The organism is Ruegeria sp. CDSA079 (assembly GCF_059612245.1).
Genome location: NZ_JBXWQF010000015.1, coordinates 58310 through 83497 on the forward strand (window position 1 = coordinate 58310; position 25188 = coordinate 83497).

At 57.2% G+C, this 25188-nt stretch carries 22 protein-coding genes; 11 read left to right on the forward strand and 11 right to left on the reverse strand.

The window, feature by feature from the left end; genetic code table 11:
* The first annotated feature begins 81 nt into the window (after window positions 1–81).
* Together AC2FJZ_RS15550 and AC2FJZ_RS15555 are read left to right on the forward strand one after the other, a co-directional pair.
* Window positions 82–2691 (forward strand): TRAP transporter permease, encoded by a 2610-nt coding sequence (locus AC2FJZ_RS15550; protein ID WP_496778756.1) that lies wholly within the window; start codon window positions 82–84, stop codon window positions 2689–2691.
* Window positions 2688–3119 (forward strand): universal stress protein, encoded by a 432-nt coding sequence (locus AC2FJZ_RS15555; protein ID WP_050603442.1) that lies wholly within the window; start codon window positions 2688–2690, stop codon window positions 3117–3119. The genes AC2FJZ_RS15550 and AC2FJZ_RS15555 overlap by 4 nt, the downstream gene beginning before the upstream one ends.
* Here the strand turns inward: AC2FJZ_RS15555 and AC2FJZ_RS15560 are convergent, their stop codons facing one another.
* The 4 genes from AC2FJZ_RS15560 to AC2FJZ_RS15575 are packed head-to-tail and all read right to left on the reverse strand — an operon-like array spanning window position 3120 to window position 7652.
* The gene (locus tag AC2FJZ_RS15560; RefSeq protein WP_496778758.1) at window positions 3120–3560 is read right to left on the reverse strand and encodes a sugar phosphate isomerase/epimerase family protein; all 441 of its coding nucleotides are present in this window, start codon (window positions 3558–3560) and stop codon (window positions 3120–3122) included.
* A gap of 3 nt (window positions 3561–3563) precedes the next feature.
* Window positions 3564–4604, reverse strand: a complete 1041-nt coding sequence (locus AC2FJZ_RS15565; RefSeq protein ID WP_496778760.1) for a lipocalin-like domain-containing protein — start codon at window positions 4602–4604, stop codon at window positions 3564–3566.
* The gene (locus tag AC2FJZ_RS15570) at window positions 4594–7008 is read right to left on the reverse strand and encodes an FtsX-like permease family protein (protein ID WP_496778762.1); all 2415 of its coding nucleotides are present in this window, start codon (window positions 7006–7008) and stop codon (window positions 4594–4596) included. The genes AC2FJZ_RS15565 and AC2FJZ_RS15570 overlap by 11 nt, the downstream gene beginning before the upstream one ends.
* Window positions 7005–7652, reverse strand: coding sequence for an ABC transporter ATP-binding protein (locus tag AC2FJZ_RS15575; protein WP_496778764.1), 648 nt, complete (start codon window positions 7650–7652; stop codon window positions 7005–7007). The genes AC2FJZ_RS15570 and AC2FJZ_RS15575 overlap by 4 nt, the downstream gene beginning before the upstream one ends.
* 172 nt (window positions 7653–7824) lie before the next feature.
* On the opposite strand from AC2FJZ_RS15575, the gene AC2FJZ_RS15580 reads away from it, so the two are divergent.
* Complete coding sequence (locus tag AC2FJZ_RS15580) at window positions 7825–8259, forward strand: ion channel (protein WP_050603436.1); 435 nt, start codon at window positions 7825–7827, stop codon at window positions 8257–8259.
* Here the strand turns inward: AC2FJZ_RS15580 and cls are convergent.
* From cls to AC2FJZ_RS15595, 3 genes are all read right to left on the reverse strand, one after another.
* Window positions 8256–9668, reverse strand: coding sequence for a cardiolipin synthase (gene cls, locus AC2FJZ_RS15585; RefSeq protein WP_496778766.1), 1413 nt, complete (start codon window positions 9666–9668; stop codon window positions 8256–8258). The genes AC2FJZ_RS15580 and cls overlap by 4 nt on opposite strands.
* Before the next feature lie 24 nt (window positions 9669–9692).
* On the reverse strand, window positions 9693–10682 hold the full coding sequence (locus AC2FJZ_RS15590) for an HAD family hydrolase (RefSeq protein ID WP_496778768.1): 990 nt from the start codon (window positions 10680–10682) through the stop codon (window positions 9693–9695).
* A 99-nt stretch (window positions 10683–10781) separates the two neighbouring features.
* On the reverse strand, window positions 10782–12383 hold the full coding sequence (locus AC2FJZ_RS15595) for an arylsulfatase (protein WP_496778769.1): 1602 nt from the start codon (window positions 12381–12383) through the stop codon (window positions 10782–10784).
* 208 nt (window positions 12384–12591) lie between these two features.
* Here AC2FJZ_RS15595 and AC2FJZ_RS15600 point away from each other — a divergent pair, with 208 nt between their 5' ends.
* Window positions 12592–13260 carry a Crp/Fnr family transcriptional regulator gene (locus tag AC2FJZ_RS15600; RefSeq protein ID WP_496671281.1) on the forward strand — a complete coding sequence of 223 codons (669 nt, stop codon included), beginning with the start codon at window positions 12592–12594 and terminating at the stop codon, window positions 13258–13260.
* 13 nt (window positions 13261–13273) lie between these two features.
* Here the strand turns inward: AC2FJZ_RS15600 and AC2FJZ_RS15605 are convergent, their stop codons facing one another.
* Window positions 13274–14383, reverse strand: coding sequence for an acetoin utilization protein AcuC (locus tag AC2FJZ_RS15605; protein ID WP_496778771.1), 1110 nt, complete (start codon window positions 14381–14383; stop codon window positions 13274–13276).
* Between the two features lie 3 nt (window positions 14384–14386).
* Entirely contained in the window at window positions 14387–15472 is a 1086-nt protein-coding gene (locus AC2FJZ_RS15610) for an AI-2E family transporter (protein WP_496778773.1), read from the reverse strand.
* A gap of 169 nt (window positions 15473–15641) precedes the next feature.
* On the opposite strand from AC2FJZ_RS15610, the gene AC2FJZ_RS15615 reads away from it, so the two are divergent.
* The 3 genes from AC2FJZ_RS15615 to AC2FJZ_RS15625 all read left to right on the forward strand — a co-directional run bounded on the left by AC2FJZ_RS15615 (window position 15642) and on the right by AC2FJZ_RS15625 (window position 18678).
* Window positions 15642–16508 carry a YihY/virulence factor BrkB family protein gene (locus AC2FJZ_RS15615; RefSeq protein WP_496778775.1) on the forward strand — a complete coding sequence of 289 codons (867 nt, stop codon included), beginning with the start codon at window positions 15642–15644 and terminating at the stop codon, window positions 16506–16508.
* Window positions 16505–18400, forward strand: a complete 1896-nt coding sequence (locus tag AC2FJZ_RS15620; protein WP_496778777.1) for a cytochrome c3 family protein — start codon at window positions 16505–16507, stop codon at window positions 18398–18400. The genes AC2FJZ_RS15615 and AC2FJZ_RS15620 overlap by 4 nt, the downstream gene beginning before the upstream one ends.
* A gap of 86 nt (window positions 18401–18486) precedes the next feature.
* Window positions 18487–18678, forward strand: coding sequence for a hypothetical protein (locus AC2FJZ_RS15625; protein ID WP_496778779.1), 192 nt, complete (start codon window positions 18487–18489; stop codon window positions 18676–18678).
* Here the strand turns inward: AC2FJZ_RS15625 and AC2FJZ_RS15630 are convergent.
* Together AC2FJZ_RS15630 and AC2FJZ_RS15635 are read right to left on the reverse strand one after the other, a co-directional pair.
* The gene (locus tag AC2FJZ_RS15630) at window positions 18675–19397 is read right to left on the reverse strand and encodes an RlmE family RNA methyltransferase (RefSeq protein ID WP_050603426.1); all 723 of its coding nucleotides are present in this window, start codon (window positions 19395–19397) and stop codon (window positions 18675–18677) included. The two genes, AC2FJZ_RS15625 and AC2FJZ_RS15630, sit on opposite strands and share 4 nt — an antisense overlap.
* A complete protein-coding gene (locus AC2FJZ_RS15635) occupies window positions 19397–20509 on the reverse strand; it encodes a Ppx/GppA phosphatase family protein (RefSeq protein ID WP_496778781.1) in 1113 nt (370 codons plus the stop codon). The genes AC2FJZ_RS15630 and AC2FJZ_RS15635 overlap by 1 nt, the downstream gene beginning before the upstream one ends.
* A 180-nt stretch (window positions 20510–20689) precedes the next feature.
* On the opposite strand from AC2FJZ_RS15635, the gene AC2FJZ_RS15640 reads away from it, so the two are divergent.
* The 4 genes from AC2FJZ_RS15640 to AC2FJZ_RS15655 all read left to right on the forward strand — a co-directional run bounded on the left by AC2FJZ_RS15640 (window position 20690) and on the right by AC2FJZ_RS15655 (window position 25134).
* On the forward strand, window positions 20690–22576 hold the full coding sequence (locus AC2FJZ_RS15640) for a PhoX family protein (protein ID WP_496778783.1): 1887 nt from the start codon (window positions 20690–20692) through the stop codon (window positions 22574–22576).
* 247 nt (window positions 22577–22823) lie between these two features.
* A complete protein-coding gene (locus AC2FJZ_RS15645) occupies window positions 22824–23120 on the forward strand; it encodes a virulence factor (RefSeq protein WP_050603423.1) in 297 nt (98 codons plus the stop codon).
* Window positions 23121–23145: 25 nt separating this feature from the next.
* Entirely contained in the window at window positions 23146–24072 is a 927-nt protein-coding gene (locus AC2FJZ_RS15650; protein ID WP_496671261.1) for a methylenetetrahydrofolate reductase, read from the forward strand.
* Window positions 24073–24081: 9 nt separating this feature from the next.
* On the forward strand, window positions 24082–25134 hold the full coding sequence (locus AC2FJZ_RS15655; RefSeq protein WP_496778785.1) for a methyltetrahydrofolate cobalamin methyltransferase: 1053 nt from the start codon (window positions 24082–24084) through the stop codon (window positions 25132–25134).
* Window positions 25135–25188 lie beyond the last annotated feature (54 nt).

Here is a 25188-nt window from a genome sequence, read left to right on the forward strand (position 1 = left end):
GCGCCCACGGGCGCCTTGCACACAACCCGTGTGAAACGGGGTTCCAAAAGGCCAGAAAAGGCCGTGACGGGGAGACATTGCATGAGTTCCGACACACAATCCAATCGCCCGCTATCCGAAGAAGAACTTCAGGATCTGGTCGCATCTTCCGACGCCGGAGGGCGTAACCCGGTCGGGAACGTAGGGATTTTTCTGGCCATAGTGGCCGCGATCTGGTCGATTTTTCAGGTTGTTCTGGCCTCACCAATCTCGAACTATGTTCTGCCCGGAAGCGTTGTGAACAACGCGCGGCAGTTCCATCTGGCCTTTGCGATGTTCCTGGCGTTTGCGGCTTATCCGGCGCTGAAATCCAGCCCGCGCGGCTATATCCCGATCCAGGATTGGATCATGGGACTATTGGGCGCGTTTGTCGCGCTGTACGGTTATTTCTTCTATGACAAGATCGTCAATGCGGGCGGTCTGGCCGATAACACGGATAAGTGGATCGCTTTGGGCGGTCTGCTGTTGCTGTTCGAGGCCGCGCGCCGTGCGCTTGGCCCGGCCATGGCAATCATCGCAACGATTTTTCTGGCTTATGTTTTCTTTGGCTCATCTGAATACGTTCCCGAAGTTATCCGCTGGAAGGGTGCGAGCCTGAAAAAGGCAATGAGCCATATGTGGATCACGTCCGAAGGCGTCTTTGGTATCGCGTTGGGTGTTTCCACGAAATTCGTGTTCCTCTTCGTTCTGTTCGGGGCCTTGTTGGATAAGGCCGGGGCAGGGAACTATTTCATCAAAATGGCCTTCGGGGCGCTTGGCCACCTGCGTGGCGGTCCCGCCAAGGCGGCTGTGGTGGGCTCTGCTGCGACCGGGCTGATCTCGGGCTCGTCGATTGCAAATGTTGTAACCACCGGGACCTTCACCATACCGCTGATGAAACGCGTGGGCTTTTCCAGCGAACAGGCGGGTTCGGTTGAGGTTGCAAGCTCGGTCAACGGGCAGATCATGCCGCCCGTGATGGGCGCTGCGGCCTTCTTGATGGTGGAATATGTTGGCATCTCATATGTTGAGGTCATCACTCACGCATTTTTGCCCGCCGCGATTTCTTACATCGCGCTGGTCTACATCGTGCATCTTGAAGCGGTGAAGCGGAACATGCCGACCTTGGGCGACCGGGAAGTGCATCTGGCGAGAACCGTTGTCGGAATGTTGTCGTTCTTCCTTGTGTTTGCCGGCCTGTGCTACAGTTCACAATTCCCAGTGGAGGCGGTGACACGCTGGGCACCTTCTGCCGCAGGATTGATCCTTAGCCTGATTGTCTGCGCGATCTATGTCGTGCTGCTCTATCTGGCTTCTAAAGTGCCGGATCTTGAGCCCGACGATCCAAACGCCAAAGAGGTCACGCTGCCGGTCATCGCCGACATCTACAAGGCCGGTTTGCATTACCTTCTGCCGATCATCGTGCTGGTCTACTTCCTGATGATCGAACAGAAATCGCCCGGCCTTTCGGCCTTCTGGGCCACCGCATTGCTTTTCGTGATCTTGCTGACCCAGAAACCGCTTAAGGCGGTCTTCCGGGGTGAAAACGATGTCTATAACCGCTTTATCGACGGCATTGCCGACCTGTGGCAGGGCCTGATCGACGGCGCGCGCAACATGATCGGGATCGCTCTGGCTACGGCCACGGCGGGCGTAATCGTCGGCACAGTAACCCTGACCGGTGTAGGGCAGGTGATGGCCGATCTGGTCGAGTTCCTTTCGGGCGGCAACCTGATCCTGATGCTGATCATGGTTGGTATCCTCAGCCTGATCCTGGGCATGGGTCTGCCGACCACGGCGAACTATATCGTTGTCAGCTCGTTGATGGCCGGTGTGGTTGTCGAACTGGGTGCACAGAGCGGCCTGATCGTGCCGCTGATCGCCGTACATCTGTTCGTGTTCTACTTCGGGATCATGGCGGACGTCACACCTCCAGTCGGTCTGGCCAGCTTCGCTGCGGCCGCTGTTTCTGGTGGTGACGCGATCAAGACCGGCTTCACGGCGTTTTTCTACAGCTTGCGCACTGTAGCGTTGCCCTTCGTTTTCATCTTCAACACAGACTTGCTGTTGATCGATGTGACTTGGGTCGAAGGTATCATAGTCGCCATATTTGCGACCATAGCCATTCTGGTCTTCACAGCTGGCACCATGGGGTACTTCCTGACCCACAGCCGTATCTATGAAAGCATTGCCCTGATATTTGTGGCCTTTGCCCTGTTCAGGCCGGACTTTTTCATGGATCGCATTTCGCCCCCGTTCCAGTTGGTTGAGCCTGCTGCATTCGAAGAGACAATCGGTCAGGCACTTCCGGGTTCAGAAGTTCGGCTGGTAGTGTCCGGACCCGATTTCGACACGCTTGAAATGGTGGATACAACTGTTGTCGTCACCGTGGGCGAAGAAGAAGGCGGCGCCGCACGGGTCGAGGCAATGGGCCTGCTGCTGATCCCCGAAGACGGACTGGTTAAGTTGGAAGAGCCCTTATTCGGCACACCAGTAGCCGATGATCTTGGCAACTTCGACTATTATGGGGATGAGGCCGTGCGTCTGACCTCGGTCAGCCTGCCGTCCAGCCAGCCACCGAAGCAGCTGATTTATATTCCTGCGATGATCCTTCTGGGTTTCATCGCCTTCCTGCAACGCGGCCGGGCCGCCAGAGAAGAGGTGCTCGCATGACTGGTTCGGTACTGTGCGCCATTGATATCAGCAATGGCGAAATTGATGCGCCCGTCCTGCAAAAGGCGGCCGCTCTGGCGGATTTGGAAGGGGCGCAGTTGGATGTGGTGACCGTGCTGCCGGATTTCGGTGAAAGCTGGGTGTCCGGTTTCTTTGAATCCGATTTCCACGAAAAAGCGCTGGAGGAGGCTCAGGCCAAACTAACGGCGCTGTGCGTTTCGGCTTTGGGGGCAGAGCGTAATGAAAGCATCCGCCATGTTGTTGCGACGGGAACAGCCTATCAGGAGATTCTGAAAACCGCAGAAGGGGCCGGATCCGATCTGATCGTGATCGGCGCGCATAAGCCGGATCTCAAGGATTATCTGCTTGGCCCGAATGCCGCGCGCGTGGTGCGGCATTCTACTGTTTCGGTCTACGTGGTCCGCTGATTATTCGGCCAGCCCCAACGCGCAGAGGTGTTGAAATCCGGGCGGCACATCGCTGCTGTTGCGTAGCTCCAATACCAAACGCGCGTCCGGGGCGCTTTCTGTCAGTGCTTCAAAGACGGCCGGCCAATTGACTGTCCCCTTGCCGGGCGCCCAGTGGCGGTCGGCATATCCGTCGGCGTACTGCAGATGCACATGGGCCAACCGCGTGCCCGCCGTCCGCACATAATAATCTACCGGAGGAGCGCCGGTCGCCCCAAGGGCGGCTGCAGCGTCCAACCCCTGAGGCAAGCGTTTTTGCACAATTGCGCGCACATCAGGGTCGCGGCAATCCAAAGGCAGGTTGTAAAACGGTCCGTGGATACCCAACCGCCCGGTATGACCCTGTAACGTTTCCTTGGCCGGGCGTTCATAAGGACCAAGTGTGACAGCGTGGCGACACAAAGATCAGTAACCTGTCATTTCCAGATAACCGATACCATCATGGCTGCCTGTCACGGTGACAGGGCCTTCCCAATACTCAAAGCGGGTGCCCATCCATGCCTCGGGTGTCAGGGCCAAAACTTCGACATCCACATCTCGGTCCGGCAATGCGATGCGCCAATGCGTCGGCACTGCGCGCCCGGCGACCTGATCGGTGCGCAGTGGCGTCATTTGGATGGAACCGTCGGGGATCGTCTCGGTGCTGCCGTCGGCGTTGATCCATGTGGCTGAGGTGAAATCGCCCCGCGCCCCACGCAACCGAAAGGCCATCATCTTGTCTCCGCCCTCGAAACTCAGCGAAAACCAATCCCACCCGCTTTGATCCGCAGCCAGAGGTTGCGATGACCATTCGCGGTCCAGCCAGCCTTGACCGGTTACGCGCATATCTCCGTCCGGCAGGCGCAAAGTGCCTTCAACCGCATAGAACGGTTGAGAGTAATAGTAGCTGGCCTGCCCATCAGCGGATTTGACCGAATAGCCTGCATCGCCGTGAAACACCAATGGCCCCAGAGCGGTCAGCGACAGATCATATCCAAAATCTTCTCCGTTAGCCGAAAGGGTCAGTGTGCCGAAATCCGGCCCGGCCATGCGCCATTCGTCGATCCATGCCTCAAAGGGTTGAGCAGTCACACCCGCCTGACCGATCCCACCGCGCGAAAGACGCTCGGCAAAGAAGTGCGCGTCAGGCGTTGTTGTGGCCGCGTGGCCCATCCAGATTTGCGGGCTTTGCCAGCCTTCCGTTTCAAAAGGTTTCAGTGCAGATCGGAACAGGGTCCATTGAATTCCATAGTCGCGCCCATCCTCACCCTTGAGGTTGGCTGTCAGATACCACCATTCGATCCTATAGGCAGGGTGGGGACCGTGATCTTTGGGGAAATCAAACGCATACCCTGATTGGGGCACGTTAAAGCCTTCGGCTGATCCGCCCAGACCTGCATATCCCTGCGCCCACAGTGGCAGCGGGAAATAGATGAATAGGCAGAGCAATAGGGTCTTAACGTTCATTTGCGAACACTTTCAGCAATTCAGCAGGCGGCAGGCGCAGCATACGAAACGCGGGCACCGTCGCGGCGATCAGAGCGGCCAACAGTGTCAGCAGGAACAACCACAGCCAATCCCATGGGAAGGTGAACATCGGCAGACGCCAACCGAAGGCTTGCACATTGATCACCGCCAGAAGAACCCAAGCCAGAACCAAGCCCAGCGGCAGGGCCAGGCACGCGGTCAGCGCGGCCAGTAACACGCTGCGCAATAGCTCCAGCCGGGCCAATTGCGTGCGGTTCAGACCCAATGCCCAAACGGGGGCGATCTGTGGCAGGCGTTGGGTCCATAAGGTCAACAGGCTGGTCAGGATAGCAAAGCCTGCCACGCCAAGGGTCAGAACGTTGAGTGCCGAGGTCACGACGAAGGTTTTTTCAAAGATCGCAAGCGATTGCGCCTTCATCGCGGCTTGCTGCACGACAGTACCTGGCGACAAGTCAAACTGGTCCCGCACGGTTTGTGCCATGGCGGTCGCGTCTTCAGGCGGCATTCTGACGCCAAACCGCCGCGTTTCGGCCCCCGGTGTGATATGGTCCAACTGTGCCATTGAAACGATCGCTTGCCCGGTTGGGTTGCCGTAATCGGAATAGACGCCAGCGATGGGCAGAATGTGTTCAGATGACAGTTTCAGTTCATCGCCGGGCCAAAGAGATGCGCGTCGCGCCAGTTGTTCGTTGATAAGCACCGCGTCTCCGGCCATCACATCATCCCAAACGGTGGAGGTTGAGGCAATCAATGGCCAGTGTTGCCGATACACGGGATCATCCACCACGCCGTACAGGAACAGCGGGCCGGTTTCATGGGACAGTTCCACATTGCGGATCGGCAGGATGGCATCGACTTGTGGGCGTAACCAGGCGGTGATCGCGTGCGCCTGGTCCTCATCACGCGCGGTCACGTACAGCTCGGAGGTCAATCGTTGATCCAGCCAGCCGACAAAGGTTAACCGGAAGCTGGACACCATTGTGCCCACGCCAATATTTGCCGCCAGTGCCAGCAAAAGCGCCATCAGGGCCAGAGACAATCCAGGCAATTGCGCCCGCATGTCGGCCCAGACCCATTGGGCAACCGGACCACGCGCCGTGCGTGCCAAGGCAGACAGAGCTATAGCCAAAAGGGCAGGTAACAACAGCGCGGCACCTGTCAGCAGCCCGGCCAGCAAAATAAAACCTGCAACCAGCCCTCCGATACTGACATAGGCCAGCGACCCACCGACGATCAGGACCAGACCAGTTGCTCCACCGATGCGGCGTGCGCGGGAATTGCTTTGCCACGCCTGCACGCCGGGCCCTTCCAGCAAAGGCATGTTGGACAAACGCCACAGCGCATGACCGCTGGCCAGTAAGGTTCCGAATACCGCCATGGCGAGCCCAGCCAAAACCCACTGCGGTTGCAACGTCAGCTGTCCGGTTACGGGCGCACCATAGAGGCCACGTAACGTGGCGGCGACGTCAGGCAGCAACGCCCCGGCCAGAAAGAAACCCAGCAGCAATCCAAGACCGCCACCGACTAGCGCCAATACGGTCAGTTCGGTCAGGACCAGCCAAACCAGCCTCTGCATCGACACACCCAACGCACGCAGAGTGCGGATCATGCCGCGCCGTTGGGCAAAGGCCAGACCAACGGTGCCGTTTACAATGAACAGGCCAACGGCAAAGGACAGCAGACCAAAGGCCGACAGGTTCAGGTGAAAGCTGTCGGTCAACCGCGCGGTGTCGACTTGTGAGGACGGGCTCACACGCTCAAGTTCCGGCGCGATTTGAGATAACGGCAGCAGGTCGCGCGGTTGGTTTGGCAGCACAACAAGCCTCGAGATGACGCCCGGTTGATTCAGAAGCCGCTCGGCCACGCCGATGTCAGTCAGGATAACGTCGGTGGGTAGGGCCGAGGTGGTCAAAATAGGGGGCAGGTTGATCTGATCCTGCAGCAGTGGCTCCAATTCCGGAGATGCAAGTAAACGACCCGGAGCGGTCAGCATGTCGGCAGGCTCAGGCGGCGCTGTGCTTTGTTCCGCTTCGGTCACGGCGGGCAATGCCGGGTAGGCAACCATGTCCACGCCCATCAGGCGCAAGGTCCGCCCGCTGACCCGGTAAGGACCTTCCAGAACCGCAGCGACCTGCCAGCCCGCGCGGCGCAGGTCGATATAGCGAGAGATCGGAATCGGGCCCGACGGGTCACGCAGCTCGTCAAATTGCCCAATTGCCAGTTGAGCATTGGCACGTGCATAGCTGGCGCGCGCCTCGGCGTTGATGGCTTGCACAGCCGACCATAATCCGGTGGCCAAAGCGATGCCGATCAGCAGGGTCGCCAGTTGTAATCGATGCGCCCGCCAATGCGACAGAAGCGCCTGAATGACGGCCCGTGTCATTGAATGCGCCCGCCGGTCAGTCTGACCTGGCGGTCCAAACGCGTTGCGATCTGCTGTGAATGCGTCACCAGCAATAACGCCGCCCCGGTATCGGCCACAAGCGTCAACATCAGGTCCAGCACAGTTGCGCTGGCGGTTTCATCCAGATTGCCTGTCGGCTCGTCCGCCAATAATAGCTTGGGGCGTGCGGCCATGGCCCGCCCGATGGCAACCCTTTGTTGTTGACCGCCCGACAGATTCTCGGGGTAGCGATCGCGTAACTCCGACAGGCCCAAACGTTCAGCCAAATGGGTGTTCCACGCAGGATCTTCGACACCGGCAAGACGGGCGTGAAACGACAGGTTCTGCGCGACGGTCAGGGATGGGATCAGGTTGAATTGTTGAAACACCAGCGACACCTGCTTGCGCCTCAACTCGGCCCGTCCTGCATCGTTCAAAGGAGACAAGGCCGTGCCGTCGAGCGTTATCTCTCCACCATCAAAACTGTCCAGGGCTGCAGCGAGGTTCAGCAGGGTGCTCTTCCCGCTGCCGCTTTCCCCGGTCAGCGCCAGTGTTTGCCCGTGATCCAGAACCAGCGATACATCCCGCAGAACAGGCCGTCCGCCGGGGTAGGTTTTCTGAACACGGTCGATGGTCAACAACATGGTCTGCCCTTTTTCTTCACAGGATGTGCGTCAGACTTCCAGACTGTCCAGTGTGGACCAACGCCCGGTTCCATTCGCCGCAGGTTAAATCGCATCGGGCCGGGCTTGTGCCTTCCTGTCCAAGCCGTCATTCTGCGCCGATGATCCACTGCCGTAAATCAGGACGAAAAACATGACGTTGCTGCATCAGATCATTTGGGGCAGTACCTTTTTGGGTATCTGCTTTGTGATCGAGATCCTTCTACTAACCTGGTGTACCGTCACGATCATAAAATGGGATAAAAAATGGTCCAATAAAGGGGTGTTTTTCGCAACCGCCGCACCCATTGCCGTGTCTTTGGCGTTCATCATTGCGACACATACGATTCAAGTCTGGATATGGGCCATCGTGTGGGTGCTGCTTGAGGTTTTGCCGGATTGGAACACGGCCATCTATTTCTCGCTGGTGACATTCACAACACTGGGCTACGGCGACATTGTTTTGGGTGAAGGCTTGCGCATCTTCGGTTCATTTGCCTCGGTTGCCGGTCTGTTGGCCTTTGGTCTGTCGACCGCATATCTGGTGGCCATGATGACCCGCGTCTTTCAAGAGAAGTTCTTTACCTAGAGAATCGGAGCAAACAACCGCGCCAGTGGGGCACCAAACCGGATATGCGCCGGTTGTTGTGCCAACCTGCGGGTCAGCTCATAGCTGGCTTCGAAATCCTTTCTTAGCATTTGATCGACGGCCAAAGTGGCGCGCGCATCGAAGAACAAGGCCATGGCTTCGAAATTCAGGCGGAAGGATCGGTTGTCCAGATTGGTGGTGCCAACGGCCGCCAAAGTGTCGTCCACGACAAACACCTTTTGATGCATGAACCCGTCGGTGTACCGATACACCCGCACGCCGCAATCGCGGATTTCGTCGAAATAGGCAAAAGCGGCCAGCCAGGGCAGGCGGTGGTCGATGACATCCGGGACAAGAATACGCACATCCACGCCCCGCATCGCCGCGTGCTGCAGGGCTGTCATGATGTCGATGTCTGGCACAAAATAGGGGGAGGCGATCCAAAGCCGCTCTTTCGCCTCGGCGATGGCTGAAAAGAACAACATCGCGCCGGTTTCGGTGTCATCTCCGGGTCCGGTTGCGACCAGCAACGCGTTCATGTTCTGCTCTGACTCGCTCCCGGCCCAGTCGAGATCGTCGATCAGATCCTCGTCGCGGGCCCAGTGCCAATCTTCCGTGAAGATAAGCTGCAATTGCCGGACAATGTGTCCGGTCATCTTGATATGCGTGTCCCGCCAATGGCCGAAATGCGGGTCTTGCCCCAGATACTCGACTCCGATGTTGTGACCACCGATGAAACCGGTTTCCCCGTCGATGATCACGGTCTTGCGGTGGTTGCGGTAGTTCAGTTGAAACCGGAAGTTCGGCCCGCGCTGCTGTCGCGGGTCCGCCACGTCAATTCCCGCATCCCGCATCGAGTCCAGATACGCACTGGCCAAACCATAACTGCCCACGGCGTCGGTCATGAAACGGACGTGAACACCCCGTTTGGCTGCCTCCATAAGTTTGGACTGAAGCTCTTGGCCCAGAGTGTCGTCGCGGACGATGTAGAACTGAATGAGAATATAATTCTGGGCGCTGTCGATAGCCTGAAAAATCGCATCGAATGTGGCCTGACCGTCGACCAGAAGCTGAGCGCCGTTACCGCTGGAGACCGGTAGATGGGCCAAATACTCAAATGGACGCGGATTAAGCGACATGGTGTCCGGATCAGGTCGCGAGTAGTCGGCAAAGGTTTTGATCCCCTCGACAACCCGCTCGCTTTGCTGGCGCGCAATGCGATAGCCGCGAAACCTGTGATGTCCCAGAAACAGATACAATGGAACCGCAACAAACGGGGCAGAGATCAGAAAGACAACCCATCCAACTGCACCTTGTGGTGTGCGCGCGGTTTGTGCCGCGCGGACTGAAAACACAAAAGCAGTGACGTAAAGCGCAAAAACAAAGACGGAAACAAGCACTGTCCACATGAGGTCTTAAGCCTTTCTGGCCGTTCAGTTTCCTCCAGTGTAGACCCGTGACCAGTCATTCGCCATATCGACTATGACCCAGCCTTTGTTTGGCCCCTGATCCAGACCGTCAACCAGTTTTCCAATCGGGCTTTCGCGGTCATAGGCCCATTCACGCTTGTCGTCTGTGTGGTGGATCAGGATGCCCAGACGTGGCCCATCACCCGAGGTGGTCCAGTCAAGCATCGCGAAATCCCCGTCCGAGTTGCCTCCGGCCAGAATGGGGCGCTTGCCGATGGTGCGTTCGATGTTGATCGGTTTGCCGTCCTTGTCATCGATAAAAGCAATGCCCGGGGCTTTGATCACAGTCGGGACACCATCGACATTTTCGAAAGTCGAATTTCCGTAGGTGCCCAGAATCTGCTCTGGCGGAATGCCATAAGCCTGTTCAGCGAAGACTCGCATGAAATGAATGCCGCCGCCTGAGACAATGTAGGTTTTGAACTCTTCATCCCGTAGATAGCGCAACAGTTCGACCATGGGTTGATAGGTCATCTGGTCATAAGGCAAACCGGTGTCCGGGTGTCGGGTCGATGCCAGCCATTCGGCGACTTGCGTCTGAAATTCCTCGACGCTGGTTCCGGAATGGGATGCGTTGACGACTTCGATCAACGCATCGTGACCGCCTTGAAGAACGGTCGCAAGATCACCTTCGGCAGCGGCTTTCAAAGCAGGTGTGGACAGGATCGAAGGATCCTGTTCCGCCAACTCAGACAGCCTATCCATGGCAAAAACGAACTGGAAATACACCGGCTGTTCAGCCCAGAGTGTTCCGTCATTGTCGAATACTGCGATCCGGGCTGCCGGGGTTACATAGCTTGCGTTTTCAGGGTCCGTCACCGCCTCGACAAATTCAACGATACGGTCCCGCGTTTCCGAGTTCGCCCATGAGGGCAGCGGATCTGCGAATGCCGTGACGCTTGCAAATCCACTCAGTACGGCTGCAACAGCCAAAGCTAGGGGCGCTCTTGTCATGGCTTGTTTCCTTTGACGCATGTTTTGGCAAAAAATACGGTGGTTAAAACAAGAAACCCGCAGCGCCGTTCAGGTGCTGCGGGTTCAGGTGTCGCGAATTTACTTGGAGCCGACCTGACTGAAGATCTTGTCCTTGGCGTCGCCAATCGTGAAGCTGCCCGGCTTCTGACGCGGCGGGAACTCTTCGAAGGTTTCCAGGAACTGGCCCACATATTCTGCCGCAGGCAGCAGCAGATAAACACGGTCTATGTACCAATCCCAATACGTGTTGGAAGTGATATTGGCCCGCTCGTACGGATCGCGGCGAAGGTTGAAGAGCAACGGAATACGCAGTTCGGTCCAGGGCTCAGCCCAAGCGCGCAAAGTCTGCGGATAGCGGTGCTCTAGAAACACTGCTTTCCAGTCATCATAACGCAACGCAGTCAGGTCACCATCGTCAGAGAAGTAGAAAATCTCGTGACGTGGGCCTTCATCTGTTTCACCGGTCAAGTACGGCAGGAAGTTGTATCCATCCAAATGCACTTTGTAGTCTCGTCCGCCGCCAACTTCGGCCACGGTGATTCCTTCAAGCAGCTGTTCCTTGATGTCTGGATTTCCCGCAACCGCCAAATAGGTCGGCAACCAGTCCATGTGATGCATGATCTCGTTGCTGACTGTGCCGGCGTCGATTTTGCCGGGCCAGCGTACCATTGACGGCACACGCCAACCGCCTTCGTAGTTGGTGTTCTTTTCACCACGGAACGGTGTCATTGCCGCATCCGGCCAAGTGTTCATGTGCGGGCCGTTGTCGGTGGAATAATGTACGATCGTGTTGTCCGCGATCCCCAGTTCATCCAGCAGGGCAAGGAACTGGCCGATATGCATGTCATGCTCGATCATCCCTGCTTGGTACTCATCCATATGCTTGCCGGCGATTTCGTCGGCTTTTGCGCGCATCTCGTCTTTGACATGAGTGCGGAAGTGCATTCTGGTGCCGGACCACCAAACGAACCACGGAACACCTTCTTCCGTCTTGCGCGTAATGAACTCGAGCGCGGCCGCAACCGTTTCGTCATCCACCGTTTCCATGCGCTTTTTGGTCAATGGGCCGGTGTCTTCGATCATTCCGTCAGCACTGGATTTTATGACCCCGCGCGGACCGAACCGTTCGCGGAATTCGGGGTTTTGGGGGTAGTCTTCGTTTTCAGGCTCTTCCTCGGCGTTCAGGTGGTAGAGATTTCCGAAAAACTCATCAAACCCATGATTGGTCGGCAACATCTCGTCCCGATCGCCCAAGTGGTTCTTACCAAACTGACCAGTTGCATAGCCTTGAGCTTTTAGTAGGCCGGCAATCGTTGGATCTGCGACCTGCATGCCCTCTTTCGCGCCCGGCAAGCCAACTTTGGACAGTCCGGTACGGAACACAGACTGGCCCATAATGAACGAGGACCTGCCAGCCGTACAGGATTGTTCGCCGTAGTAGTCGGTGAAGATCATGCCTTCCTTTGCAACCCTGTCGATATTGGGTGTCTGATATCCCATCAGACCCATGGTATAGGCAGAGATGTTGGATTGACCGATATCATCACCCCAGATCACCAGGATGTTGGGTTTCTGATCCTGCGCCCACGCGGGCAGAGCCAGCGCCAGCGCAACGGATGCCACGGCAAACCGGCGCAACCTGATGCGCCACGTATCGGTTAAGGAACGGGGTGGTGACATGATGTGCTCCTGATCTGAGCGAGCCACGAGGCTCGGAGTGCGAAAAAAAAGCCAACCTTCAAAATACTTGAAGAACGCGGCTGTAAATTATTGATTCCCAACTGAAATAATCTGAATACGACAGGAATCAAACATGCTTAGTCTAAGTCAGTTCTGATGCTATAAACTCATCATATGATTATATTGCGAAATACTTATGTGAGGATGAATGGAGATTCTGAAGCAGTTGCAAGACACAGGGTGGTTCCGCGAGCGTTCGGCTGTTTTTCAGACCGATTTGGCGGCGTGCGGGATAGCAAAATCCGTCGAAGCATTTGAAACCCTTTATCATTTTGGCGATCCGGCAAACGGTGTCTATGCGATCCTCAGCGGTGGTGTTCAGATCACCGCCCCGGCAGATGACGGCCATGAATTTGTGCTGCATCGCGAAGGCGCGGGGTTCTGGATTGGCGACTTGGCTCTGTTTGCAGGTGCATTAAGACTGGTCAGTGTGATCACCACGCAGGCGACGCAGGCGGTGTTCTTTCCAAACGCGCGCATCATGCGGATGGTGCAGAAAAACCCCGAATATATCCGCGATTTCTATGCGCTGACCCATGACAACATGCAAACCGCCTTACGGATCATGGCCAACCTTGCAGTCACAGGCACCGAGAAACGGTTGGTTCTGCGCTTGCTGCATCTGGATGAGGGGACCGCGAAGCACGAGGATTGGATTGTCGTGTCGCAAGACGAACTGGCAGCCATGATTGCTGTGTCGCAACCGACTTTGCACAGAAACCTGCACCGGCTGGTGGATCTGGGCCTGATCGAGCTAGGCTATGGCCGTGTACGACTGCTGGACCGGCGCGCGTTGATCGCCAGTTGTCAGACCTGATTTCCGGGGTCCTTTACGAAATTCGCTTCGACAAATAGGTCAGATCGCTTTTCAACTCAGGTCTGATTTCACCCCAATTCGGGCTGTCTTTGAGTGTTTCGATCCAATGGCGCGGAGGGTTTTTTCCGGCAGAACGCGACCACGTCAGAGATTCAAGAATGGTCTGTGCCTCTGCGCTCAAAACTTCTGGAACGTCATATCCGTTCAGTGTTGCCCAGACGCCGGACCACAAGCGCGCAACAGACCAGGGGTTGTAACCGCCGCCGCCCAAAACCAGAAAGCGGGGTGCCATGTCTCGCAAACTGGCAACGGCGTGCCAATGCGCGTTGTTCGACAGGGACAACCGTGACAGAGGGTCCTCGGCCACCGCATCCGCGCCGCATTGCAGGACGATGGCTTCGGGCTTGAACACTTCGGTGGCGGGAAGGATCAACTGTTCCAGGATCATGCGGAATTCGTCGTCGTTCAAATTCCGATCAACTGGCAGATTGAATGCGGCCCCGCCTGCGTCATCGTCGAGAGTTCCGGTAAAGGGCCATCGCCGCGCTTCGTGCAGGGAAATCATGCGCAGTTTCGTTGAGCCGTGAAAGGCGGCTTCGACTCCGTCACAGTGATGGGCATCGATGTCGATATAGACCACGCGATCCAGCCCCGCATTCAACAGCGTTTGGATCGCGAGCACCGGATCGTTGAGATAGCAGAACCCGTTGGCCCGACCTGCCAGACCATGATGCGTGCCGCCAGCCGGGTTGAAAGCGATACCGCCGTCGCGGATCAGTTCCGCCGCCAGCATCGAACCGCCAGCCGCGGTGGCCGGGCGTCGGTACATTTCAGCAAACACCGGGTTAGACAACGTCCCCAGACCGTATTGCTCCCGAGTTTTGTCCGTAACGTACTGCTCCTGTTCCGCCTTTTGCAGCGCGGCGATGTAGTCCGGAGTATGAAACGTCTCTAACGCGCTGGGTTTCGCGCAGGGGCTGACCCGGTAGTTCTGGGGCGTCACCCAGCCCAGCGCGCGGCAGAGGTCAATTGCGGTTGAAACCCTTGGAATGGCCAGCGGGTGTTTCGAGCCGTAGGTGGAGTTGCGGTAGATTTCCGATCCGATGAACAGGGGCTTCTGCATGGTTCAGCGGGCAGGGGCCTGACGGTTGTCTTCGCCCAACTTGCCATCCAGCGACATCAGTATCGCAACCGGGCGCAACGCGGGAATGTGACTGAATACGATGAGAATACACACGGTCAGAGGGACACTCAGGAAAGCTCCGATCAGGCCCCAGACAGTGGTCCAGAACGTCAAGGCCAGAATAACCAGAAAGGTCGACATGTTCAGCGACCGGCCCAGCATTGCCGGATCAAGGAAGTTGCCGATCAGAAACTGCAATGTTCCGCAGCCGAAGATGATGATCAGAAACGGGGCAATCGAGTCGAACTGAACCAGCGAAATCATGGCTGGAAAGAACACGGCGATGATTGATCCGATGGACGGGATGAAGTTCAGCGCAAAGGTAAGAACGGCCCAGGTTTCCGCATACTCCAGCCCCAGAGTGCGAAATACAGTATAGCTGATGGCTGCGGTAATCAGGCTGATCAGTGTTTTGACACCGACATAGCGCTGAAGGCTGACCGAGATTGCGTCCAACATCGTTGAAAACTCGGCTCCGGTTTTGGGGTCTCCGGCGGCCAGTTGTATCTTATTGCGAAAGGCCAAGCGCTCGGCCATCAGGAAGGCGACATAGAGGCTGATCAGAAAGAACTGGTTCAGCAGCGACGTGGCGCTGCCCAGAAGCAGGCGACCGACAAAGTTCATGTCGATATTGACCAGATTGTCCCGAATGAACCTAGTCACGTCATTGCCAACCAGGCCGGTAACGCGTTCAACCGCTCCGTCGAACTGGTTTTCATAGGTGCTGATCGACCGCGCAAACTGCGTGGCCTGACTGCCCAGCACGTACATGATCATAAACAAACCCACCAGAACCACTGTGACACCGGCGATATTGGCCAGCCAGACCGGTGCACGGGTCAGGGCCACGACACGGTCGCTCAGCGCGATGATCAGGACATTGATCAAAAGCGCCATGGCCAGCGGGATCAAAAAGGCCGCCCCGGCATAAAGGCCCAGCACAATCAGTGTTGCGATGATGCACGTGTCGCGAACAACGGACAATCGCAGCCTGGGTCGAACATCGGTGTCACTCTGATCCGGGGTCATTTGCCCTCCTGTGTGTTCGACGAGGCTTGGGCCGCTACGGCCCTGAGTTGCCCAATCCTGCACGTGCGGCTGGTTGGATGCAATGTGTTCGCCGCCCCGTCGGCCGCTTTTGTCACTTTGGTACCGATGACGGGTTCTGTGTTTTATTTCGGCGGGTTAGGGTTGCAGGATGACCGAAATTGCGAATCCCCTGTTTGGCCGACTTGTTCAGGCCCTGTTGCTGGCTCTGCGCCGGTTCGGCAGAAAGAACGGAGCCGTCATGAGCAGCCATGTCGCCATGTCCCTGATGATGGCGTTGTTTCCTTTTGTGCTGTTCACTGTCGCGTTGGCCGGCGCACTATCGCAGGGCTATATGACCGATGAGTTGATCGAGTTGCTTTTTGGCGCTTGGCCCAAAGATGTCGCCGATCCCATTGTGGCTGAATTGCGCGCGGTTCTGGCTGGATCGGGCACGGGGGTCATCACTTTGGGTGGTCTGCTCGCGATCTATTTTGCCTCAAACGGAGTGGCGGCAGTGCGTGCTGCCATGAACCAAGCGTATCACGACCAGGATAGCTGGCCGTTTTGGAAAACGCGGCTGCTGTGTCTGGTGCTGGTTATCCTAGGGGGTGCCGCCATCCTAATCATCGCCACGGTAGAGGTGATCTTGCCGGTCTACACCAATCTTGTGGCAGAGCATACGGACGTGGCCGTAACACAATGGCTGTCGGTGGATCGCCTGCGCTGGACATTTACCGTGGCTGTTCCGGTGGGTACGGTCCTGCTGGCGCATCTGATTCTGCCGACGCGTCGGCACAGCCTGCCGCAAATTCTGCCAGGGGTGATACTCACCTTGACTTTGTGGGCGGCAGGAGGATGGGCGTTTTCGATCTATATCAGCCAATTTGCCACCTATAGCGCCACGTATGCAGGACTGGCTGGTGCTATGGCGGCGCTGATCTTTCTATATCTGTGTTCGGCGATGCTGATCCTCGGGGCGGAATACAATGGCGCGTTGATCGACCTGAAAAACGCAGCAGACGGGAGCAAGTCATGAGAAATGTAGCTCTTTCTTTCTGCCTGATGCTGGCAGGCGGGGCGCAGGCTCAAAATTATGTCGGTTCGGAACAATGCACTGACTGCCATCAGGAAGAAGCCGAGGCCTGGGCCACCTCACACCACGCGCTGGCCTGGACGGATGTAGATGACGGCGCGCTGGTCGCAGATTTTGACGGCACCCAGTTTTCGCTTGAGGGGATGAAAGTTGAGTTCGGCGAAGACGCAGGTAAATACACGGCACGTGTCACCGAACTGGACGGTGTGACAACAGACTACGATGTGCATTCCGTCGTCGGGATTGAACCATTGCAGCAATACCTTTTCGAAACCGACCCGGGGCGTCTGCAAAGCTTTGACGTGGTCTGGGATACCGAGCGCAAGCAATGGTATCATCTCTATCCCGATCAGGACTTGCCACCGGATGACGGGTTGCATTGGACGGGTCCTTACAAGAATTGGAACAGCCGCTGCGCCGAATGCCATGCCACAGGGTTTGAAAAGAGCTATTTGCCTCAATCCAGAACCTATTCGTCGCAACAGGTTGAGATCGGCGTCGGGTGCGAAGCCTGTCACGGTCCGGGCTCCGCGCATATCGATTGGGTAAACGGGCAGGGCACTTCTGAAAATCTTGGACCGGCAGGTTTTCTGATGAACTGGGGCAAAGGCCAGACCGAGGCAGAAATTCAGCAATGTGCCGGGTGCCATTCCCGACGTGAGGCGCATGGCGACGGAAACCCGGTGCCCGGCACCCCGTATCACGACGCTTACAACCTGGCTCTGTTGCGCCCTGGATCCTACCACCCGGACGGGCAGATATTGGATGAGGTGTATGTCTATGGCTCGTTCCTGCAATCCAAGATGTATGCGCAGGGCGTCGGGTGCATGAACTGTCATGAGCCGCACAGCGCCGGGTTGAAGGCGGAAGGGAACGGTGTTTGCACTCAGTGTCATTCCCCGGCAGGGAACCCGGACTTTCCGACGCTTACAGCCAAGGAATACGACACATCCGCGCATCACCAACATTCAGAGGGCAGTGACGGCGCGCAGTGCAAAAGCTGCCACATGATCGAGCGCGTCTATATGGGCGTCGATGGGCGTCGCGATCATAGCTTCCGCATCCCAAGGCCCGATCTGGGGTTAGGTGTCGATGCTTGCACCGATTGTCATGAAGATCAGGATCAGGACTGGGCAGCAAATCAGATCGAAGGGTGGTTCCCGGACGCCTCACACCGAGACCCGCATTTTGGTACGGTCTTCAAAGCCGCGTTTGAGGGCAGGCTGGACACGCCCGAAGGTTTGCTTGCCGTTGCGATGGACACGTCACATGCGGGGATTGTGCGGGCAACGGCCGTCTATTTGCTGCAACCCTTCGCTTCTCCGGACTTGGCTCAAGCGACCGCCTCATTGTTGCAAGATGATGATCCCCTGATCCGCGCCAATGCAGCGGCCTTGCAGCGTCAGGCCAGCCCTTCCGAACAGGTGCAGCGATTGGAACCATTGTTGTCCGACCCGCTGCGCAATGTGCGCATCGCTGCCGCGAAAGAATTCCTGACGATACCACCGCAAGCTCTTTCACCCCAGCAACAAACGCTGGCCGGACAGGGCATGTCAGAGTGGCAGCAGGCGATTGCGAACAGATTGGATTTCCCGGAAACCCATCTTGTTTTGGGGGGCATGGCTTTGACGCTACGCAATGCGCCTGCTGCAGAGCAGGCCTTTCGAGAAGTCGTAACTTTAGACCCGCAAAGGGGCGAAGCGTGGCCCATGTTGGTGCAACTGGCGCAAATAAATCGCGGTCCTGATGCTGCGCGTATGGTGCTGAGTGAGGCTTTGAATCTGTTACCAAATGACCCGAACCTGCTGCAGTTATCGCAACAGCTTGGCCCCTGACCCGGCACATCGCCGCCCGAATTGCTCCATCTTCACGGCAGAATTTCACGCTACAGACATTACAAATGTGTGTTCAGAGGTGAATTATGTCCAAAGATACCAAGCAACAGAGGATGCAGGGTTTAAGTTCGGTTTCGCTTGCCCAGCGGATTGAAGAGCTACGTGGGCGGGCGGCACTTTACGTGTCTCATGGCGATACGCTGATGTTGCAGGGTATGGCTGCAGCGTCTTTACGCGAGCAATGCCTGACCCAGGATCGCATTACGCTCGAAGATTAACTTCGCCCTCGAAATCCTGTTGCTACAACAAATTTTTCCGAACTGTCTGAGCGCGATGCAGGCGGTTTGACATGAGCGACCTTCTGGAACTTCTGCTTAAGGAGTTTTTGAAGATCACCTTCCGCACCTCCGGCCAGAACCTTGGCGACGAACGTGCCGCCTTCTTCCAGCACGTCAAAAGCGAAATAGGCGGCGGTTTCGCACAGCGCCATGATTCGCATGTGATCTGTCTGTTTGTGCCCCGATGATGCGGCAGCCATGTCCGACATAACCACATCCGCCTTATCGCCCAACCAATCCTTGACCTTCTGGTCGGCGTCATCCTCCATGAAGTCCAACACATGGATATCAGCCCCGGCGACCGGTTCAACTTCTTGCAGGTCAATGCCCAGCACAGTACCGATCCGCTTGCCCGACTTCTCGCCCAGCGCGTTCACGCGTTTGACGGCCACCTGACACCAGCCACCGGGTGCACAGCCCAGATCAACCACGCGCGCACCGGGTACGAGAAAACGGAATTTGTCGTCCAGCTCCAGAATCTTATACGCAGCACGCCCACGATAGCCCTCGGATTGGGCACGCTTGACATAAGGATCGTTCAACTGCCGTTCGAGCCAACGGGTCGAGCTGAGCTTGCGCCCGCGCGCCGTCTTGACTTTGACCTTCAGGTCGCGCTGCCCGCGGCCCGAGTTGTTTTTTCCAGTCGGTGTCTTCGCCATCAGAACGGTCCGTCTTCCAATACCCCGTCCGCGCTCATCTGCGCATAAAGCAGGCCTTCGCGCAGCCCACGATCCGCCACGGAAAGGCGGTCGGTGGGCCAGCAGCGTAGCAATGCCTGCAAAATGGCCGAGCCGGACATGATCAGGGCCTGCCGGTCATCCCCAATCCGAGGGTCCCGGCGCCGCCCATGAGGGCCGAGTTCTAAATACCCGCGTATGACTTTGTCAATCTGATCGCTGGTCATCCGCAGGCCGTCCACTTTTGTCCGGTCGTACCGCTTTAACCCCAGATGCGAGGCCGCAACCGTCGTGACCGTGCCGCTGGTGCCGACGATCTGAAACCCCTCGCGGGTTTGTTCGTCTTTGTAGGGTGCAAAATCGGCCAGGTTTTCTTCAAAAAACCAGCTCATCAGGGCGAAGCGGGCCGCATCATCTTCGACGTCGTGGAATTGATCGCGCAAGGTGGCGACACCCAGGGGAACGCTGATCCAGTCCACGACCTTCGCCGCCGGAAATGGGCTGTCGGCTGTGTGAAACCCATTGTGCAAGCGCATGATTGCTGCTGGACGGTCACGTCGCGCAATAGACGAGATGTCGATCCAAACCAACTCGGTCGAGCCGCCACCGATATCCACGACCAACAATTGCTCGGTCTTGGTCGAGACCAGCGGAGCACAGGAAATCACCGCCAAACGCGCTTCTTCCTCGGGCTGGATGATTTCAAGCGTCAGTCCGGTTTCCCGCTTCACCTGTCGGATGAATTCGCGCGAGTTCTTGGCTCGACGGCAGGCTTCGGTTGCGATCAAACGCATCCGTTTGACCTTGTTCCGCTTAAGCTTTTGCTGGCAGATTCGTAGCGCCTGAATGGTGCGCACCATCGATGACCGCGACAAACGTCCGGTCCGTTCAAGCCCGGCACCCAGTTGCACGGACTTGGAAAAACTGTCTACCACATGGAACCCGCTGCCCTTGGGCTGGGCTATCAACATGCGGCAGCTATTTGTCCCCAGATCCAGCGCCGCATACAACGCATCTGGATCGGGTCTTGCCGGCGCGGGGCTTTCGACCGCTTTCGGGAACGCGCCCGCACCTTTGGGACGCTTGGGCGCCATTATCACGCCCTCCGATTTTCGAGTTAGTTTGACCCTAGGCGGGGGATCGCCGAGGCGCAAGCAAATTCAATTTTGAAATTAACGTGAGTGTCACAAGCCGTTCATACTGAGGTGCGATGGGCATCCAAAGAACCCTCTGCAGGATTCTTTAAAAACTTACAGCCAGATACGGAGGTTACCATGAAAGACGATCGCACCCTTTCCTTTGATGAGTACGATGAAGTTGTAAATCCACGCCCTGAAGAATGCGAATTTGACCGCGTCGTCGAGCGTGCTTTGACGCGTCGCGGCTTTATGGGTGGCGTCTTGGCGATGGGCAGTTTCGCTGCCGTTGGTGGCTCGATTCTGCCGACAAGTGCGCGCGCTGCAGCAGACCGTTTCTCGTTCGAAGCGATTCCGGTTTCGACGGCCGACGAAGTGATTGTGCCTTCGGGCTATAAAGCCGAGGTCATGGTACGCTGGGGTGATCCGCTGTGGTCGGATGTGCCTGAATTCGATCATGCCACCCGAGGCACCGCGGCCAGTCAGGAACGCGCCTTTGGCGACAACACGGATGGTCAGGATGTATTCTTCCATGACGGTCATGTTCTGTTGGTTGTGAACAATGAATACACCAACCGCGACATCCTTTGGGGCAACAATCCTGATGCCAAGGCGGCATCTGACGACGACGTTGCCAAAGGCATGATGGCGCATGGTGTTACGGTTGTTGAAATCGCCAACGCGGATGGCGGGTGGGGCATCGTGAAGGACAGTCAGTATAACCGCCGCGTTACACCTCAGACCGACATGACGATCACTGGCCCGGCAGCAGGTCACGACCTTATGAAAACAACCGCCGATCCGTCGGGCACAGCTTGCAAAGGGACCTGGAACAATTGCGGCAACGGCAAGACGCCGTGGGGCACCTATCTGGCCTGTGAAGAGAATTTCAACGGCTACTTCTCGGCTGAGGACGAAAACCACGAAGTGAGCCCGGAACTGAAGCGCTATGGCGTATCAGCCAGCGATTGGGGCTATGGCTGGGCCAAAATTGACGACCGTTTCGACGTTGCTAAAGACCCCAATGAGCCAAACCGCGCTGGTTATGTCGTCGAGATTGATCCGACCGATCCGAATTCGACCCCGCGCAAGCTGACCGCGCTGGGTCGCTTCAAGCATGAGAACGCGGATACTGTGGTCAACAACGACGGTCGCGTTGTGGTGTATATGGGTGATGACGAGCGTGGTGAATTCCTGTACCGCTTCGTTTCCGATGGCGTTTACGCAGCCGGAGTGGACACGAATGCGCTGTTTGAGAATGGCACGCTTTCGGTGGCCAAGTTCAACGATGATGGCACAGGTGAGTGGTTGGCGCTGACGCCCGAAACCACCGGCCTTGCGTCACAGGCCGAGGTTTGCATCCACACGCGTCAAGGCGCCTCGGCGGTTGGTGCCACAACCATGGACCGTCCGGAGTGGGTTGCGTCAAACCCGAACGCGCCAGAAGTCTATTGCTGCCTGACCAACAACAAGAACCGAGGAGTCAAACCAAACGCCGGGGGTGATGACACTTCGGCCAATGGTCCGAACCCGCGGGACAAGAACAACTACGGTCAGATCGTTCGTTGGCGTCCGGATGGCGGCGACCATACTGCCGTTGGCTTTGGCTGGGATTTGTATGTGCTTGCGGGCAATCCCACTGTGCATGAAGATGCCTATGCCGGGTCCCAGAACGTGAACGCCGACAACATGTTTAACTCGCCCGACGGGTTGAAATTTGACAGCAATGGCCTGCTGTGGATCCAAACCGACGGCAACTATGGCAACGAAGGTGACTTCGCCGGTCAAGGCAACAACCAGATGCTGGCGGGTGATCCAGTCACCGGTGAAATCCGCCGCTTCCTCGTCGGTCCGAACGAATGTGAGATCACCGGCCTAAGCTGGTCGCCGGATCGCCGTACAATGTTTGTCGGCGTTCAGCACCCGGGCGAAGATGGCAACAGCCACTGGCCCGAGGGTGGCGACTCGGTCCCGCGTTCGGCGATCATCGCCATTACCCGCGAAGATGGCGGTTTGGTTGGTTGAAGCGATCTGACCCCTGAAATCTTGCCTCGGACGGAACTTTCCGTCCGGGGTTTTTCGTTTTTATGCAGCACTTTCATAGAGACGATGAAAAATATGATATGCGCGTTTGCCTGGAAACTGGTTAAAAGCCCGGTACACCACCTTGGGCAAAAACGTCGCTGGAAATGCGCCGTGTGTCGAAAATCGACCGACCCAAGCCTACATTGAAGTTTAGAACCGGCCCATTGGGTTAGGAGGAATCACAACAATGCCTGACGTCACCATCGTGTACTGGCGCGACATTCCCGCTCAGGTCATCGTCGGCAAAGGCCGTCGTGGCGCAAAGCGGCAGTTGGAAGAACGGTTCGAGCAAGCCATCGACCGTGCCGCAATGAAGGTGAACGCCAAGGACAGTGATGCCTATCTGGCCGAATGGCGCAAGGCCGCACCTTTTGCAGTCGACGGCGACCCGTCCGAGATTGCCGAAGCCGAAGCCGTGCGTCTGGAAACGGAATACGATCAGGACCGCATCAAAGCTCTGATCGCCAACGACGGTTGGGCGTGAGCCCAGACTTTTATGGGAGGCCGAAATGGCTTTGCTGAACTTCAAGAAACGTGATGCGGTCGAAACGGGCCCTGTGAACCCGACCGTCGAAGCCTTTTTGCAAGGCTATTCGATCGAGGTGATGCCGCGAACCGCTGAAAAGGTCGACGATTTCCGCGCTCTGCTGCCTGAGGGCACTCGCGTCTACATCGCCCATATCGAGGGCACGCCCATCGAGGATATGGTCAAGACCGCCAAACGTATTGCGGCAGAAGGCTACCCTGTCATGCCGCACTTCCCGGCGCGGATCATCAAGGATGCCGCGACGCTGGAAAACTGGATCTCGATGTATCAGGGTGAAGCGGGCGTTGATCAGGCACTGCTGCTGGCCGGCGGCGTCGCAAAACCGCACGGCGATTTCGACAGCTCGATGCAACTGTTGGAAACAGGTCTGTTTGACAAGGCGGGCTTCAAGCGTTTGCATGTTGCAGGCCACCCCGAGGGCAACAAGGACATCGACCCCGACGGTTCGACAAAGAACGTAGACGACGCGCTGCGTTGGAAGCAAAAGTTCAGCGAAACCACCGATGCCGAAATGGCGTTGGCAACCCAGTTTGCCTTTGACGCCAAGCCGATCATCGCTTGGGCCGACAGCCTGAAAGAGGCGGGGATCGATCTGCCGATCCATATCGGTATCGCAGGTCCGGCCAAGCTGCAGACGCTGATCAAGTTCGCTATCGCTTGTGGCGTCGGTCCGTCGCTGAAGGTTCTGCAAAAGCGCGCCATGGACGTCTCCAAGCTGCTGCTGCCCTATGAGCCGACCGACGTTGTGACTGAACTGGCCGAGCACAAGGCGGCCAACCCGGATTTCAATATCACCAACGTACACTTCTTTCCGCTGGGCGGGATCAAGACCAACGCCAACTGGGCGATCAATAACGGCGGCGCTTCGGCAAAGCCTGTAAACTCCTAAGGAACGGACATGACCCGTACAGTCGTAGAATCAAAAACAAAAACTGCCGTTCTGGGCTTTGACGAACCGTTCTGCGTGATCGGCGAGCGGATCAACCCGACCGGCCGCAAGAAACTGGCGGCCGAGCTGGAAGCGGGCGATTTCTCGACCGTCGAGAAAGACGCGCTGGCGCAGGTGATGGCAGGCGCAACCGTTCTGGATATCAACGCAGGCGTTGTCTACAACTCGAACCCCAACCCGAACGAGACCGAGCCGCCGCTGATGCGCAAGATCGTCGAGATGGTGCAGGGTCTGGTCGAAGTGCCGCTGTGCATCGACTCGTCGGTTCCCGGTGCCCTGGAGGCTGGTCTTGAAGCCGCTGAAGGCCGTCCGCTGCTGAACTCGGTCACAGGCGAAGAAGAGCGTCTGGAACTGGTTCTGCCGCTGGTCAAGAAGTACAACGTGCCTGTTGTGGCGATCTCGAACGATGACACTGGTATCTCGGAAGATCCCAATGTGCGTTTCGAAGTGGCCAAGAAGATTGTCGAGCGCGCTGCTGATTTCGGCATCCCCGCGCATGACATCGTGGTCGATCCGCTGGTCATGCCCATCGGTGCAATGGCAACTGCGGGTCAGCAGGTGTTCGCTCTGGTCCGTCGCTTGCGCGAAGAGCTGGGCGTAAACACCACCTGTGGTGCGTCCAACGTGTCGTTTGGTCTGCCGAACCGTCATGGCATCAACAACGCTTTCCTTCCGATGGCGATGGGCGCCGGGATGACTTCGGCCATCATGAACCCTGTTGCACTGCCAACAGGGCCCAAGAAAATTGCCGAGAAGAGGGCCGAGATCGAAGCCAAAGGCGTAATTCTGCCTGCGGACATGGATGATGAAACTTTCTGCCAGCTGTTCGGGCTGGGTTCGACGAAGCCGCGCGCCGGTAAGGAAATGGAGGCCATCCGCGCCGCCAACCTGCTGACCAACAATGACCCCCATGGCGGTGAGTGGATCCGGTTCAACAAAGCGCCCGACGAGGCCGGTGCCGCCAGTGGCCGTCGCGGTGGTGGTCGTCGCCGCCGCGCCTGATCTGATCCAAACTAATTCCAAAGGCCGGGCCCAGCGCCCGGCCTTTTGTTGTTT

What these genes read in the sequence shown, in the direction of transcription:
- cls (WP_496778766.1), bottom strand. Translation starts at nt 9,668, where the DNA reads ATGTGGACAGTGCTTGTTTCCGTCTTTGTTTTTGCGCTTTACGTCACT.
- AC2FJZ_RS15565 (WP_496778760.1), bottom strand. Translation starts at nt 4,604, where the DNA reads ATGAACGTTAAGACCCTATTGCTCTGCCTATTCATCTATTTCCCGCTG.
- AC2FJZ_RS15655 (WP_496778785.1), top strand. Translation starts at nt 24,082, where the DNA reads ATGACCCGTACAGTCGTAGAATCAAAAACAAAAACTGCCGTTCTGGGC.
- AC2FJZ_RS15590 (WP_496778768.1), bottom strand. Translation starts at nt 10,682, where the DNA reads ATGACAAGAGCGCCCCTAGCTTTGGCTGTTGCAGCCGTACTGAGTGGA.
- AC2FJZ_RS15605 (WP_496778771.1), bottom strand. Translation starts at nt 14,383, where the DNA reads ATGCAGAAGCCCCTGTTCATCGGATCGGAAATCTACCGCAACTCCACC.
- AC2FJZ_RS15630 (WP_050603426.1), bottom strand. Translation starts at nt 19,397, where the DNA reads ATGGCGAAGACACCGACTGGAAAAAACAACTCGGGCCGCGGGCAGCGC.
- AC2FJZ_RS15625 (WP_496778779.1), top strand. Translation starts at nt 18,487, where the DNA reads ATGTCCAAAGATACCAAGCAACAGAGGATGCAGGGTTTAAGTTCGGTT.
- AC2FJZ_RS15595 (WP_496778769.1), bottom strand. Translation starts at nt 12,383, where the DNA reads ATGTCACCACCCCGTTCCTTAACCGATACGTGGCGCATCAGGTTGCGC.
- AC2FJZ_RS15570 (WP_496778762.1), bottom strand. Translation starts at nt 7,008, where the DNA reads ATGACACGGGCCGTCATTCAGGCGCTTCTGTCGCATTGGCGGGCGCAT.
- AC2FJZ_RS15635 (WP_496778781.1), bottom strand. Translation starts at nt 20,509, where the DNA reads ATGGCGCCCAAGCGTCCCAAAGGTGCGGGCGCGTTCCCGAAAGCGGTC.
- AC2FJZ_RS15610 (WP_496778773.1), bottom strand. Translation starts at nt 15,472, where the DNA reads ATGACCCCGGATCAGAGTGACACCGATGTTCGACCCAGGCTGCGATTG.
- AC2FJZ_RS15600 (WP_496671281.1), top strand. Translation starts at nt 12,592, where the DNA reads ATGGAGATTCTGAAGCAGTTGCAAGACACAGGGTGGTTCCGCGAGCGT.
- AC2FJZ_RS15650 (WP_496671261.1), top strand. Translation starts at nt 23,146, where the DNA reads ATGGCTTTGCTGAACTTCAAGAAACGTGATGCGGTCGAAACGGGCCCT.
- AC2FJZ_RS15615 (WP_496778775.1), top strand. Translation starts at nt 15,642, where the DNA reads ATGACCGAAATTGCGAATCCCCTGTTTGGCCGACTTGTTCAGGCCCTG.
- AC2FJZ_RS15640 (WP_496778783.1), top strand. Translation starts at nt 20,690, where the DNA reads ATGAAAGACGATCGCACCCTTTCCTTTGATGAGTACGATGAAGTTGTA.
- AC2FJZ_RS15620 (WP_496778777.1), top strand. Translation starts at nt 16,505, where the DNA reads ATGAGAAATGTAGCTCTTTCTTTCTGCCTGATGCTGGCAGGCGGGGCG.
- AC2FJZ_RS15575 (WP_496778764.1), bottom strand. Translation starts at nt 7,652, where the DNA reads ATGTTGTTGACCATCGACCGTGTTCAGAAAACCTACCCCGGCGGACGG.
- AC2FJZ_RS15580 (WP_050603436.1), top strand. Translation starts at nt 7,825, where the DNA reads ATGACGTTGCTGCATCAGATCATTTGGGGCAGTACCTTTTTGGGTATC.
- AC2FJZ_RS15550 (WP_496778756.1), top strand. Translation starts at nt 82, where the DNA reads ATGAGTTCCGACACACAATCCAATCGCCCGCTATCCGAAGAAGAACTT.
- AC2FJZ_RS15555 (WP_050603442.1), top strand. Translation starts at nt 2,688, where the DNA reads ATGACTGGTTCGGTACTGTGCGCCATTGATATCAGCAATGGCGAAATT.
- AC2FJZ_RS15645 (WP_050603423.1), top strand. Translation starts at nt 22,824, where the DNA reads ATGCCTGACGTCACCATCGTGTACTGGCGCGACATTCCCGCTCAGGTC.